Genomic DNA, 13544 nt, shown 5'->3' with positions numbered 1-13544 from the left:
ACTTCCAGTACGTCTCCCTCCCCCTGCCCTACCCCTACGGCGGCACGCACTGCGTGCTTCGCAGCGTCACGCGCCGGGGTGAGTCCTCTCCCGCCGTCACCTACGCCTACCAGCAGGAGGGCAGCACGGAAATCACCGGGCAGATTGTCTCCGCCACCACGCCCAGCACCGTGCGCACGTACACCTTCACCAACAGCGCGCTGCAGGTCTCCACTGGCAGCATGCTCGTCATGACGCACACCTACTCGCTGGACTGGCAGGGCCGCTCCACCGGCAAGGTGACGGCGGTGACGGGCGCCGGAGAGCAGCTGGCGCTGGGCACCTCGCAGAGCACCACCTGCCAGCCCGGCAGCAACTGCTGCGGCGTGGCCCCCAGCAAGCGTGACATCACCAACAGCAACGCCGGCCGCGGTGACGGCACCAGCGGCTCCGCGGGCTTTACCCAGTCTTTCGAGACGCTCACCAACGCCAGCCAGGGTACCGGCCCCCGCCTCTACCGGACGGTTGATTCCTGCACCGTCGCGGGCGCGTGCAGCCCCGGCAACGAGCGCAACGAGTGGGAGTGCGCCACCAGCACCTCTCCCGGTTTCCTCAAGGCCAAGAAGGACAAGCGCGACTTCTGGGAGGTCTACTCCTACGCGGCCCCGGCGGTGGGTACCGGGATGCCGGCCTCGCTGCTGGAGAAGACGAGCATCAAGCGCGGCGCCCAGGACATGACGGGCACCGGCGCGCTGGAGGAGAACACCTTCAGCTACACCTACGGCCCCAGTGGCGAGCAGTTGCTGGCCGCCTCGGAGAAGGTCAGCGTGCTGGGTGCAGCCGGACAGAAGGCCCGTACCTTCAACCGCTACGACACCACCGGCCGCCCCTCGGCCACCCTCCGCTCCGGCTGGACACGCGTCTTCGACGCCGCCACCGGCACCTGGAGCAGCCAGCAGCGCTGGGTGGGCACCTTCTACCTCACCACCCGCACGGGCGAGAGCACGCCGGACGCGCTGGGCCGAACCCTGGAAGTGCACGGTCCCTGCTTCGTCTCCACCGAGGCCGCCACGGATTGCGCTACCGGCACGGTGTTCCCCGTGACGCGCAACTACTACTGGGGCGACACGGAGACGACGCCCCGCCGCAACCAGTTGCAGAAGGTGGCCCAGTATCCGGCCGGCCTCACCAGCACGCCCATCGAGACGCTCTACAACGCCTATGACGCTGGCGGCCACGTCACCGAGCAGGTGGACGCCAACGGCATCACCACGTCCTTCGTCTACCATGACAACAACCTGGCTTCGCAGACGGTGCATGTCACCGGCCAGCCCGATGTAGCAACCCAAGCCGCCTACGATAGCGCGGGCCATCGAACGTCCCTGCAACTGCCGGAAGGCAACTACGAGGTCTTCTGCTACCGCCAGGGCACCACCTCCGGCTGCACCGGCGGCACCCTCACCGACAAGCTGCAGTGGAAGGCGAAGTCCTCCACCGCGACGGCCACCACCTGGTCCGAGAAGGTGACGTACACCTACTGGCCGGATGGCTCGGTGAGCGAGGAGCGCTACCTCGACGCCGCCGGTAGCACGCGAAAGCTCCTTTCCTACGCCGCCGACGCCCACCGGCGTCCCACCTGGACGAAGACGGGCACCGGCACGGGCAGCTTCGTCGCCACGAAGAGCTACGACGCCGCCAACAACCTCACGGGTGAAGGCAAGCCCTTCAACGCCCCTCCCGCCTGGTGCGCGGCGGGCACGGACGGTCAGCCCACCTCGGCCGCCTGCAATGCTATGCAGTACGACGGCGCCAACCGGCTGCTGCGAGTCGACGAGCATCCGACGGGCAGCACCACGACGCGCACCTGCCTCAAGCACGACGCCCACGGCAACGTCATCAGCGTGGACACGGGCCTTACCGCGACGACGAACTGCGCGACGGCGACGCCTTCCGCCAATGCCTCGCGCTACCAGTACGACGACTTCGGCAACCTCGTGGAGGCGACGCTCGCGGCCACCGGCGAGGGGAGCACCGCGGGCACCACCCGCTTCGCCTACGACGCCCAGGGCAGCACGCTCGTGAAGCAGACGCCCGCCATGGCCGCCGCGCACGTCCGCGACCACCTGGCCTACGGCTACGACGCCATGGGGCGCTTGCTCTCCGCCTCGCACGTCTCGCCGCTGATCTCCGGCGGCGCGGAGACGCTCTACGCCCAAGGTTACGACGCCTCCGCCAGCCCCGACGCGTCCTGCGGCACGCTGACCAATACGCTGGGACGCCTGCGCTACCAGGACGACTCCTTCGGCCGCACCTGGTTCAGCTACGACGCCTGGGGCCGCATGGTGAAGCAGGTCCGTCTGCGCATCGGCACCACCACCTGCACCGGCACGCCCTTCCAGAATCCCCACACGCTCTACGCCTATAGCCCCAACGGCAACCTCACCCAGGTGACGTACCCCTACGGCCGCGTCGTCACCTACACCTACGGCACTGGCGCCCTCACCGACCGCGTCGCGAGCGTCTCCGTCTCCAAGTACGCCAGCGGCGCTCCCACCACCGAAACGCTTCTTTCCCAGGTGGCCTGGGAGCCCTACGGCGGCGTGCGCGGCTACCGCACCCACTACGCCACGACGGGCACCACAGGCAGCGTCGAGTACGCGCTGGGCGACAACGCCTCCGCTGCGCCCACCTCCTGTCCCTCGGCCTTCCCTAGCGTTTCTTCCAGTGACACCACCGGCCGCCTGCGCGCCCTCTGGGTTTCCACGCTCGCCTCGGGTACCAACTTCACCCCGGGAAGCGGCAATGGCGCCATCCTCAAGCAGGTGTACACGTGGCAGGCGGACCAGTTGGTGCGCTCCGATTCGTGCCTGCTGGGCGCCACCTCGCCCCTCACCGAAACCTACGGCTACGACGGCCTGCTGCGCCTGACGTCCGCCACCGGCACCCTCTCCACCACCGGCGGTGCCTTCACCTCGCGCGGCTTCGGTTACGACGCCCGGGGCAATCGCACCTCCGAGTCCGGCGAGGCCAACACCTGGGCCCTGGCCTATTCCACCTCGGGCCACCCTGACCAGCTCGTCTCCCGCAACTCCACCCAGACGGGCGCCACCCTCGGCCACTCCTTCACCTACGACGCCGACGGACGCGTCTCCCAGAAGCTCTGGCGCCCCGCCGATGCTTTCGGCAACGCCTTCCACCTCGACTTCACCTCCGGCCCCTCCTCCAACGGCGGCGCCGACACCGTCTTCAAGGCCGTCAGCGTCAATGGCCTGTCGTTCAACTATTTCTACGACGCCCAGGGCCAACGCCGCCTCAAGGACTACCCCACTGGCATCAAGGACGAGTACTTCTACAATGCGTCCCAGGGCCTCCTGGTGGACCAGGGCAATGCCTCTGCCTTCACCGCCACCATCCACCCGGTGGACGAGTACGTCTGGTTGGGCGGCCGGCCCGTCGCCATCCTCCGCGGCAAGCTGGATGCCTCCTGGGCACACCTCTCCGACGCCACCGCCGACTGCGCCCGCGATGGTCAGACCGCCGCCTGCGGCACCTACCACCTCGTCACCGACTCCCTGGGCAAGCCCGTCCTCATGCTGGACGGCCAGGGCCGCGTCACCGGCACCGGCGAATACGACGCCTTCGGCCACGTCAACCGTGTCAGCGTCGACATCGAAACGCCTCACCCCTACAAGGTCACCACCACCACCTTCGGTGGTGTCATGAAGCAGCCCGCCGTTTCCGGCACCACCCTCCAGCAGCGCGTCCTCTTCGACGGCCTCGACCTCTGGAATGAGTCCGAGCAGTGCGCCGTCGGCTCCGCCGACCGCAGTGACTCCGTCGCCATCCGCGACGAAGCCTCCAGCGCCGACTTGACGACGCGCGGCGCGTGGGAGGATGGCCGCGGCTGGACGGCCTGGGTGACCCCCGGCACTGCCGGCGTCCGCGCCGCCATCATCAACTCTGGCATTGCCTCCTGCTCCCAAGGCCAATCGTGCAATGATTTGTTCTGCCACGCAGTCTGCAACTGCACGACCACCGGCTTTCCCCAGGGCTCCAAGCAGGAAAAGGGCGCCGTCATCTCCGCCTACGAGTACCGCCGCTTCCAGACGGGCGCCGCCCCCTTCTGGACGCCCCTGCGCTTCCCCGGCCAGTACCACGACGCCGAAACCGACCTCTTCGAGAACTGGAACCGCTTCTATGACCCCAGCATCGGCCGCTACCTCCAGTCTGAAGTTCTTGCGCCCAAGTCCCCCCTGATGGCCAAGCAGTCGCCCTACGGCTACGCCGAGCAGAATCCGGGCAACAAGACGGACACCACCGGCCAGTACACGGTCTCTGATCCCTACGAATGCCCGAACTGGAGGGCGGCGGAATGGCTGGCGCGGAAGTGGGCAGGATGCAACGGCAGCACGGGTGACCAGGACTGCGCCTGTCAGCAAGCCCTGCAGAAGTGCAGCGGCGGCTGCGACATCTGTCAGCACCTCGAAATGAACAAGGGCCCGGAGGCTGACTTCCCCGATCTCGGTCCACTCACGCCCAACCCGAAGAATGGAGACCCGACGGAACTGGATGGACAGCGGGCCTACGAGGACGTGGGCTTCTGGTCTGGCAAGCCCAAGTACCGCTTCAACAAGCAGCTCTGCGAGGACTCCGCCTACATTCCCGCCCTGGCTTCGACACTCATCCACGAAGCCACGCACGCCTGCGCTTTCTCGAATCCAAGCAGAAAGGGCCTCCTCGATAGAAACACCTTCCCTGGCATGCTTCAGCCGCCTCCAGAGGGCTGCGCGGCCTTCGAGGTGGAAGCCAAGTGCAACCCCCTCCCGGGCAGCAAATGGTAATCCCATCCAAATACAAGGTACTCATTGCATTGGCGACGGGCATCGCGCTCGGGCGGCTCCTCCTGCCTGTCATTGAGGGCCAGAGCTACTACGGCATCCAAGTCCGTCAGGACAAGGCCCGCGGATGCGCCCTGTTCGTCTCCACCAACAAGGAGATCGCGGGGCACCACTTCCAACGAGGAGAAGGAGCGGACTTCGTTGCCTGTGGAGCATCCAAGGAAGTCGCGCCGGGCAGCTGGATTGTTTGTGATTGTTCGAAGTTCCCCGCCGAATGAGTCCTGCCACATCACATCTCTTCAAGGGAAACCCTGACCATGTCCTCTTTCTTCACCCCCATGGCCTCGCTGGCCGTACTGCTGATGTGTCTGCCCGGCGTCAGCCACGCCCAGGACGCGTGCGAGAACAACCGCTACACCTATTGCGATGCAGGCAAACAGGTGCAGTGCACCTGTGACGGCAGCGCGCGTTGCAATGCCTTCACGGACTGCTCGCAAGACCCATTCTGCAGCCCCATCAACCCGACCTTCCCCAACTACGGCTCCTCGTGCTGCATGAGCACCTGGTCCTGCACGCCTGCCCCCCAGTTCTGCGCGGACGGCAGTTGCCGCAGTGTCCCGGAAGGGGAGCCTCGTCCGGCGACGGGCGAGAGCCCCCAGGTGGAGACCGCCCCCACGAATGCAGGGTGATTCCGGGGCCTGGAGCCAGGGCCCTGGACCGCGAGGGGGCAGGGCCTGAAAGCAGGCCAGCGGCCCTGTTCCTCAGCGCTTCAGCTTCGAGAACGGATTGTTGAAAGGCTCCGGCTTCTTCTGCGCCGGAGCCTGAGCTTGCGCCGCGGGCTTCTGCGCGGGCCGCTGCTGCTGCACCGGTGCACTGGCGGGCTTCGCAGCCTGCGCGGGTCGTCCCGACGGCTGCGGCGCCCCACCCTCCAGCACCGCCCTCACGGACAACGCCAGACGCTTGCGTGCCAGGTCCACGGAGAGGACCTTCACCGTCAGCCGGTCGCCCACCTTGGCGACCTCCGACGGATCCTTGATGAAGCGCGCGGCCAGCTGCGACACGTGCACAAGGCCGTCCTGATGCACACCCACGTCCACGAACGCTCCGAACGCTGTCACGTTCGTCACCACGCCCTGCAACACCATCCCCTCCTTCACGTCCTCCAGCGACCGCAAATCATCGCGCGTCGCGTGCGCCGTGAAGTCACCGCGCGGGTCCCGGCTCGGCTTCTCCAGCTCCGCCAGGATGTCCTTCAGCGTCAGCTCCCCCAGCTCCGGCCCCAGGTAGCGCTTCGCTTCAATCTTGCGCACCAGCGCCGCGTTCCCCACCAGCGACGCCACGTCCACGCCCAGGTCCTTCGCCATCCGCTCCACCACGGTGTACCGCTCCGGGTGCACCGCGCTCGAATCCAGCGGCTCCGGTCCGCGCACCCGCAGGAAGCCCGCCGCCTGCTCGAACGTCTTCGGCCCCAGGCCGCTCACCTTGAGCAGCTCCCGCCGCGTGGTGAAGCGCCCCTTCGCCGCCCGGTGCGCCACCAGCTTCTTCGCCAAGGACGGCCCCACGCCGGACACGTGCTCCAAGAGCTGCGGTGACGCCGTGTTCACGTCCACGCCCACCGCGTTCACGCACGAGTCCACCACCTCGCCCAGCTTCTTCTTCAGGAGGCCCTGGTCCACGTCGTGCTGGTACTGCCCCACCCCGATGCTCTTCGGGTCGATCTTCACCAGCTCCGCCAGCGGGTCCTGCAAGCGCCGGCCAATCGACACCGCCCCGCGCAGCGACACGTCCAGCTCCGGGAACTCCTCGCGCGCCACCTCCGACGCCGAATAGATGGACGCCCCCTGCTCGCTCACCGACACCACGGGGACCTGCACGCCCATCGCCTTCAGCGTGTCCCGCGTGAAGACCTCCGCCTCGCGGCTGCCCGTGCCGTTGCCCACGGCGATGAGCTCCGGCTTGTGCTTGCGCACCACCGCCTCCAGCAGCTTCGCCGCGCGCGCCCGCTCGTCCGCGCTCCGCTCCGAATAGAGCGTCGTCGTCTCCACCACCGTCCCCGTCGCGTCCAGCATCACCAGCTTGATGCCCGTGCGCAGCCCCGGGTCCAACGCCAGCACCGCCCGGGCCCCCGCCGGCGCCGTCAACAGCAGGTGCCGCAGGTTCTCTCCAAACACCCCGATGGCGCCCTTGTCCGCGCGCTCCTTCAACTCCGCGCGCAGCTCCGACTCCAGCGACGGCCCCATCAGCCGGTCCCACCCGTCCTCCACCGCCGCGCGCAACTCCCCCGCGAACAGCGACTGCGGCCGCGTCACCACGCGCCCGGTGAAGAGCCCCTTCACCTCGTCGTCCGGCAGCCCCAGCTTCACCTTCAGCACGCCCTCCTCCTCGCCGCGCAACAGCGCCAGCACGCGGTGGGACGGGGCCTGGGACAGCGGCTCCTCGTGGCCGTAGTAGTTCTCGAACTTGGTCGTCTCGCCCTTCTTCGCGGGCACCACGTCCGAGCGCAGCGTGCCCCGCTTCGTGCACAGGTCGCGGGCCTCGCGGCGCAGCCGGGCGTCCTCCGCCACCCGCTCCGCGCAGATGTCGCGCGCGCCCGCCAGCGCCTGGGCCACGTCCTCCACGCCCTTGTCCGCGCTCACGTAGGGCTTCACGCGCGCGTCCAGGTTCTCCCCGCGCTGGCCCTCCTGCTTCCACACCAGGTCCGCCAGCGGCTCCAGCCCCTTCTCCCGGGCGATGGCCGCGCGCGTGCGGCGCTTGGGCTTGTAGGGAAGGTACAGGTCCTCCAGCTCCGCGCGCGTGCGCGCCGCCTGGAGCGCCTTCTTCAGCTCCGGCGTCAGCTTCCCCTGCTCCTCGATGCTGCGCAGGATGGTGTCGCGCCGCCCGTCCAGCTCCGCGCGCTCCGTGGCCCGGTCCAGGATGGCCTGGATTTGAACCTCGTCCAGGCCTCCCGTGGCCTCCTTGCGGTAGCGCGCGATGAAGGGGACGGTGCCTCCCTCTTCGTGCAGTGCGAGGGTCCGGTCCACCTGCTCCGGCTTGATGCCCAGCTCCTGGGCCAACGCGGCGGCATAGACGTGCATGGCGCCCGTCTATACCCCGGCCAGCCCGCGCCTCCCAGAGACGCGCCGCTCGCCCGGAGCCCATGCAAAAGGGCCGCGCGGGGAGCACCCCACGCGGCCCTTCATGTCACGTCACGGCCGCCCGGCTCAGGCCGGCTGGATGTCGCTGTTCTTCACGCGGAAGGTGTGCGTGGTGAACTTCGCCTCCAGCTCGCCGTCCGCGCGCTTGGAGTAGTCCTTGGCCACCTCCGCGGCGGGGATGAGGTGGAAGGTGGCGAGCGTCTCATCCGCCTTCACCTCCACCATCACGAAGCCGTGCGAGTCCGCGTCCGCGAAGCGCAGGCCCGGGTTGGACGCCATGAGCGTCTTCTCCATCTCCGTGACGGCGTGCTGGTACACCGGCGCGCCCGTGGCGTAGCCCGCGCCAATCAGCGCCAGGCTGGCCAGGCTCTTGATGGAGCCGGAGGTGATGCCCGGCGCCGTCAGCGTGGGCACGCCCTCCTCCACCGACGCGAACGACGCGTGGATGTCCCCGGAGATGAACAGCGTGTTCTGCACGCCCTGCGCCTTGAGCGTGTTGAGCATCACCTTCTTCTTCGTGGGGAAGCCGTCCCACTGGTCCACGCTGAAGTAGAAGCGCTGGCGCAGCGTGGGGTCACTGATGTCCGCCTGCTGCCGGAAGTCCCAGATGAGCGCCGACAGCGACGTGGAGCTCACCACCATCTTCCAGGTGTTCTGCGCCGTGGTCAGGGTCTGCTGGAACCACGCCTCCTGGTCCTTGCCGAACACGTCCTCGCTCTTGCCGGCGGACAGCTGGTACTTCACCGCCGCGAACAGGTCGAAGGTGTCCTTCACCACCACGTAGCGCGAGCCCTGGATGTTGAAGAGCGCCGCCTTGCCCATGTGCGCGTACGCCAGGCCCCGGGGCTTGTCCGCGGGCGGAATCACCAGCCCCTTGTTCACCGCCGCCAGCACCTGGTTCACGTAGTAGAGCGCCACCGGACCGGCCACCCACTTGCCGGCCTTCTCCGCGGCCTCCGCGGCCGAGAGGCCCGCGGCCTTCGCCTGGCTCACGTACACGCCCTGGAGCACCTGCTTCTGGGCCGCGTACGCCGCGTCATCGATGTTCACGTACGCGAACGTGTCCGTCTGGAACGTCTGCTTCACCGCTTCCGGCTGGCCCTGCAGCGCCGCGCCCAGCAGCGTCTGGTCCAGCACCACACCGCCCGGGTAGGCGTCCTCCGGGATGAGGTGGTCCGGCCGGTAGCTGCGGTAGTCCGTCACCAGCAGCTTCAGGTGCCGGCCGTACTCGAAGTCGCGGTAGATGCGCGAGTTGGGGAAGCGCGGCTCCTGGGCCACGTCGATGGCGCCCTCCGGAGACTGCACCGTGTCCAGCGGGATGTACTCCAGGAAGGCCTGCTCCGCGTTGAGCTTGCGGTCCCGCTGCGTCTCGTCCCGCTTGCCGTCCTCGTACGTGGCCACGTCCTGCCAGCAGTCGTCGGAGAACTCGTGGTCATCCCAGGTGATGATGAACGGGTAGCGCTCATGCACCGCCTGCAGCTGCCGGTCCGTGCGGACGTTCTTGTAGAGGTCGCGGTAGTTGGACAGCGAGTTCGCCGCCAGGAACGCGGTGACGCCCGAGCCCTGAGGGAGCGCCTCTTCCGGCGCGCTGAAGCGCACGGCCCGGCCGCCGCCGTCGGACTGGAAGGACGTGTCGCCCGTCGTCTCGTAGACGTAGTCGCCCAGGAACACGACGAAGTCCAGGTCCGCGTCCAGCTGCAACAGCCGCTGCCAGGCGTTGTAGTAGCGGCCAATGAAGTCCTGGCAGCTGGCGAAGACGAACTTCACCGGCACGTCGTCCCCCGCCGCCGGCGCGGTGCGCGTGCGCCCCACGCGCGTGGTGTGGCGCTGGCCGTCCTTCTCGTAGCTGAAGCGATAGTAGTACGTCGTGCGCGCGGACAGCCCCGTGACCTTCACCTTCACCGCGTGGTCGTGCTCCGCCCGCGCCGTCAGGTCCGTCTTGTCCAGCACCCGCGTCTTGAAGTCCTCCGCCGTGGAGACCTCCAGCCGCAGGGGCAGGTCGTCCCCGGCGCGGGCCATGTCCTCCACGCGCACCCACAACACCACGCTGTCCGGACGCGGGTCACCCGACGCCAGCGACTGCGGGAAGTAGGGCGAGCCATCCGACGGCTCCGTGGTGTCGTCGTCGGAGCATCCAAAGGTCGTCGTCGCCGCGACAGCAACCACGGCTTGCAGGAACGTGCGGCGTTTGAAGGGGTTGAACAAGGCGATGGACTCCAGCGGGAAGCGGGGGTGAAAGAGCTTCCAGACCGCGCAGTCTAGAGGCGCTCCTCCCTCCACACGAAACATCCCGGCGACACCCCGGTGATGACGGCGCGCGTCACGCGTCCAATCCCTCTCACGGTGAAGAAAAAGGGGCCGGCCCCATCGCTGGAGACCGGCCCCTTCCTCCTTCACCCGCCGTGCCGCTCCCCCCGGAGGTGCACGGCGGGGCGTTGCTCAGGACACGGGCGTGACTACTTCACGGCCTTCACGCGCGGGCGCTTCTCGCCTTCGGCCGGCTCGCTGGCTTCCGCCGCCGGAGCCGCCGCGGCCGCGGGCTTGCCGATGCCGTACTTCTCCAGCACCAGGCTTTCGACCTCCTTGTAGGTCTCCGGGTGCTCGCGCAGGTACTCCTTCGCGTTCTCCCGGCCCTGGCCGATGCGCTCTCCCTTGAAGGAGAACCAGCTGCCGCTCTTCTCGATGATGTTCTCGTTGGAGGCGAGGTCGATGAGGTCGCCCTCCTTCGAGATGCCCGCGCCGTACATGATGTCGAACTCGACTTCCTTGAACGGCGGCGCCACCTTGTTCTTCACGACCTTCACGCGGGTGCGGCTGCCCACCACGTTCTCGCCGTTCTTGATGGCGCCCACGCGGCGGATGTCCATGCGCTGCGACGCGTAGAACTTCAGCGCGTTGCCGCCCGTCGTCGTCTCCGGGTTGCCGAACATCACGCCGATCTTCATGCGGATCTGGTTGATGAAGATGACGCACGTCTGGCTCTTGGAGATGGTGCCCGTGAGCTTGCGCAGGGCCTGGCTCATGAGGCGCGCCTGCACGCCCATGTGCGCGTCACCCATCTCACCCTCGAGCTCCGCCTTCGGCACGAGCGCGGCCACCGAGTCCACCACCAGCACGTCGATGGCGCCGGAGCGCACGAGCATCTCCGCGATTTCGAGGCCCTGCTCACCGGTGTCCGGCTGGGACAGGAGCAGGTCGTCGGTGCGCACGCCCAGCTTGCGCGCGTAGCCCACGTCCATCGCGTGCTCGGCGTCGATGTAGCCGCACACGCCGCCCTTCTTCTGGGCCTCCGCGACGATGTGGAGGCACAGCGTCGTCTTGCCGGAGGACTCCGGCCCGAAGATCTCGATGATGCGCCCGCGCGGCACGCCGCCCACGCCCAGGGCGATGTCGAGCGAAGTGGACCCCGTCGAAATGGCCTGGACGTCCTTCATCATGGGCTCGTCGTTGCCGAGCCGCATGATGGAACCCTTGCCGAACTGACGCTCCACCGCCGCCAGCGCCAGCTCGATCGCCTTTTCCTTCTCCTGATTCACGGCCATTTCCCGTCGCTCCTTGGAAGAGTGGACCACCCCGGTCCACCTGAACGCGCTTTTAGTACGCGATGGGTAGACCCTAGTCCACCCCTCTGACATCCGTTTCGGGTCCTGGCGGTCAGCTCTTGCGCAGGGCAGCCAGGAAGGCGGCCACCAGCCCGCCCAATCCGGCCGCCCAACCCGCCGGAACGTCTGGCACCAGCACCATCCCCAACCCGACTCCGGACACCACGGTCAGCAGCGCCAGGGCTCCGCGATACAGGGGAGAGCCAACGGAGGCAACCGTCAGCAGGGTCAGGGACAGCAGGGTCAGGAGCCCCTGGAGGATGAGCAGCCCGCCAGGCACGACGAGCCCCGCCAGCCCCAGCACCACCTGGAGGGCCAGCGCGCCCAGCCCCACCGCGAGCGCCGGGAAGGGCCCCCCCGCGGGCGGCGTCAGCCGGGTGCCCGGGACGGGGGCGTTCTTCAGGTGCTCCAGGTCCTCCGGGCGCACCTCCAGGGCGTAGGGGAAGCCCAGCGCCAGCAGCGACTCCACCGCCGTGGCGCGGCAGGAGCGCCCGTCCGCGTCCACCAGCCCGTCCAGGTTGCCCCCCTCCAGGAGCCGGTGGAAGGCGTCCGCCTCCGTCCGGCCCCCGCCCTGCGCCCCCAGCTCCTCCAGGAGCTGGTTGAGGTTCCAGGCCAGGCGCTGCCGCTCCTCGCCCTCCGCGCGGCGGGCCTGCTGCGCCAGCAGGTACATGGGCAGCGGCGAGTCCGTGGGCGGGGTGGGCGTGCCGCCCTGCGCCGGGGGCTCCCAGGCCGCCAGGTCCGACGGGGCCTCCACCTCCCCTCCAGGGTGGGAGGCGGGTGTGCGCGAACGTGGGCGGAAAGCATCGGACACGGTGGCGAAACTGTAACCGGGGCGCCGCGTGGGGTTCAAAGTGGGGGTGGCCCGCAACTTCCAAAGGGCAACGGGGTTTGTGGCCTCACGGATGGATTGGGACCCGGACACGCAGGCGATGCTGAAGGTGGCGGCGGGCGACAAGCAGGCCTTCGCCTGGCTCTTCGACCGGCACCACGCGAGCGTGGCGCGCTTCGCGTACCGCTTCGTGGGGGACGCGGCGCGGGCGGAGGAGCTCACGCAGGACATCTTCGTGAAGCTCTACCGCCACGCGCGGTCCTACAAGCCCACGGCGAAGTTCAAGACCTTCCTCTTCCGGGTGGCGACGAACCACTGCCTCAACGAGATGCGGCGCGGGGAGTACCGCGTGGCGCGCCTCACGGAGGAGGCCCCGGTGGAGGACGACGCGGGAGCGGTACAGATGCCAGGGCCCGACGGAGACCGGCCCGACCAGGCGCTGAGCGGCCGCGAGTTGGAGGCCGCGGTGGGCCTGGCGCTGAAGGACCTGAGCGACCGCGAGCGCGCCGCGTTCACCATGTGCCGCTTCGAGGGCATGGCGTACCGGGACATCGCCGACGCGCTGGAGGCGAGCGAGGCCGCCGTGAAGAGCCTCATCCACCGGGCCACCCTGGCGGTGGCGCGCAGGCTTGAAGCGTTGCAGGCGGGCACCGTGCCCGCGAGGAGTCGGGCATGAGCTGTGAGCATGAAGAAGACCTGACGGCCTACGTGGACGGGGAGCTTCCGCCCCCGCACCGCGCGCGGGTGGAGGCCCACCTGGGCACCTGCGCGGAGTGCCAGGGGACGGAAAGGCTCTTGCGCCTCACGGTGGCGCGGATGGCGGAGCTGCCGGACTTCACGCCGTCCCCGTCCGCGCGGCGCGAGCTGCTGGCCCGCGTGGACGCGCTGCCGCCCACCTGGCGCGAGCGGTTCGCACAGCTCTTGAAGCCCGGCGTGCTGGTGCCCTCCGCGGGCCTGGCCGGTCTGGCGAGCCTGGCGGTGCTGACGCTGCTGGTCGCCGGACGCACGCGCGTGGAGGCGCCCGCGCTGGAAGAGTGGGACCCGGGCGCGCTGGAGGTGGCGGCGAACCTGGAGCTGGTCGAGGACTACGAAGTGCTGGGGCTGGACAGCTCCGAAGACCTGGAGGTCGTCGAGAGCCTCCATGAACTGGGGATGCCGTGAT

Annotated in this window: 9 protein-coding genes; 5 read left to right on the top strand and 4 right to left on the bottom strand. The window is 68.8% G+C overall.

What is annotated here, in order from left to right; translation table 11 throughout:
* The 3 genes from AABA78_RS35350 to AABA78_RS35340 form a co-directional block, all read left to right on the top strand.
* A partial coding sequence (locus tag AABA78_RS35350; protein ID WP_338269872.1) for an RHS repeat-associated core domain-containing protein occupies window positions 1-4820 on the top strand: 4820 nt, incomplete at its 5' end.
* 29 nt (window positions 4821-4849) lie between these two features.
* A complete protein-coding gene (locus tag AABA78_RS35345; RefSeq protein WP_338269871.1) occupies window positions 4850-5095 on the top strand; it encodes a hypothetical protein in 246 nt (81 codons plus the stop codon).
* Between the two features lie 39 nt (window positions 5096-5134).
* Complete coding sequence (locus tag AABA78_RS35340) at window positions 5135-5506, top strand: hypothetical protein (RefSeq protein ID WP_338269870.1); 372 nt, start codon at window positions 5135-5137, stop codon at window positions 5504-5506.
* A gap of 72 nt (window positions 5507-5578) precedes the next feature.
* On the opposite strand, the gene AABA78_RS35335 is transcribed toward AABA78_RS35340, so the two are convergent.
* From AABA78_RS35335 to AABA78_RS35320, 4 genes are all read right to left on the bottom strand, one after another.
* The gene (locus AABA78_RS35335) at window positions 5579-7891 is read right to left on the bottom strand and encodes a Tex family protein (protein WP_338269869.1); all 2313 of its coding nucleotides are present in this window, start codon (window positions 7889-7891) and stop codon (window positions 5579-5581) included.
* Between the two features lie 126 nt (window positions 7892-8017).
* A complete protein-coding gene (locus tag AABA78_RS35330) occupies window positions 8018-10240 on the bottom strand; it encodes an alkaline phosphatase D family protein (protein WP_338269868.1) in 2223 nt (740 codons plus the stop codon).
* A 167-nt stretch (window positions 10241-10407) separates the two neighbouring features.
* The gene (recA, locus tag AABA78_RS35325) at window positions 10408-11493 is read right to left on the bottom strand and encodes a recombinase RecA (protein WP_120527744.1); all 1086 of its coding nucleotides are present in this window, start codon (window positions 11491-11493) and stop codon (window positions 10408-10410) included.
* A 112-nt stretch (window positions 11494-11605) separates the two neighbouring features.
* On the bottom strand, window positions 11606-12307 hold the full coding sequence (locus AABA78_RS35320) for a hypothetical protein (RefSeq protein WP_338269867.1): 702 nt from the start codon (window positions 12305-12307) through the stop codon (window positions 11606-11608).
* Between the two features lie 148 nt (window positions 12308-12455).
* Here AABA78_RS35320 and AABA78_RS35315 point away from each other — a divergent pair, with 148 nt between their 5' ends.
* Both AABA78_RS35315 and AABA78_RS35310 read left to right on the top strand, forming a co-directional pair.
* Window positions 12456-13058 carry an RNA polymerase sigma factor gene (locus tag AABA78_RS35315; protein WP_171422194.1) on the top strand — a complete coding sequence of 201 codons (603 nt, stop codon included), beginning with the start codon at window positions 12456-12458 and terminating at the stop codon, window positions 13056-13058.
* Window positions 13055-13543 carry an anti-sigma factor family protein gene (locus AABA78_RS35310; RefSeq protein WP_338269866.1) on the top strand — a complete coding sequence of 163 codons (489 nt, stop codon included), beginning with the start codon at window positions 13055-13057 and terminating at the stop codon, window positions 13541-13543. The genes AABA78_RS35315 and AABA78_RS35310 overlap by 4 nt, the downstream gene beginning before the upstream one ends.
* The last annotated feature ends 1 nt before the right edge of the window (window position 13544 follow it).

Source organism: Corallococcus caeni (assembly GCF_036245865.1).
Classification (GTDB): Bacteria; Myxococcota; Myxococcia; order Myxococcales; family Myxococcaceae; genus Corallococcus; species Corallococcus caeni.
Note: the sequence above shows the minus strand (reverse complement) of the source record. Positions and strands in the feature narration are given on the sequence as shown.

Excerpts from the sequence above, each read along its gene's own strand:
- AABA78_RS35340 (WP_338269870.1), top strand. The coding sequence starts at position 5,135 with ATGTCCTCTTTCTTCACCCCCATGGCCTCGCTGGCCGTACTGCTGATG.
- AABA78_RS35335 (WP_338269869.1), bottom strand. The coding sequence starts at position 7,891 with ATGCACGTCTATGCCGCCGCGTTGGCCCAGGAGCTGGGCATCAAGCCG.
- AABA78_RS35330 (WP_338269868.1), bottom strand. The coding sequence starts at position 10,240 with ATGTTTCGTGTGGAGGGAGGAGCGCCTCTAGACTGCGCGGTCTGGAAG.
- recA (WP_120527744.1), bottom strand. The coding sequence starts at position 11,493 with ATGGCCGTGAATCAGGAGAAGGAAAAGGCGATCGAGCTGGCGCTGGCG.
- AABA78_RS35315 (WP_171422194.1), top strand. The coding sequence starts at position 12,456 with ATGGATTGGGACCCGGACACGCAGGCGATGCTGAAGGTGGCGGCGGGC.
- AABA78_RS35310 (WP_338269866.1), top strand. The coding sequence starts at position 13,055 with ATGAGCTGTGAGCATGAAGAAGACCTGACGGCCTACGTGGACGGGGAG.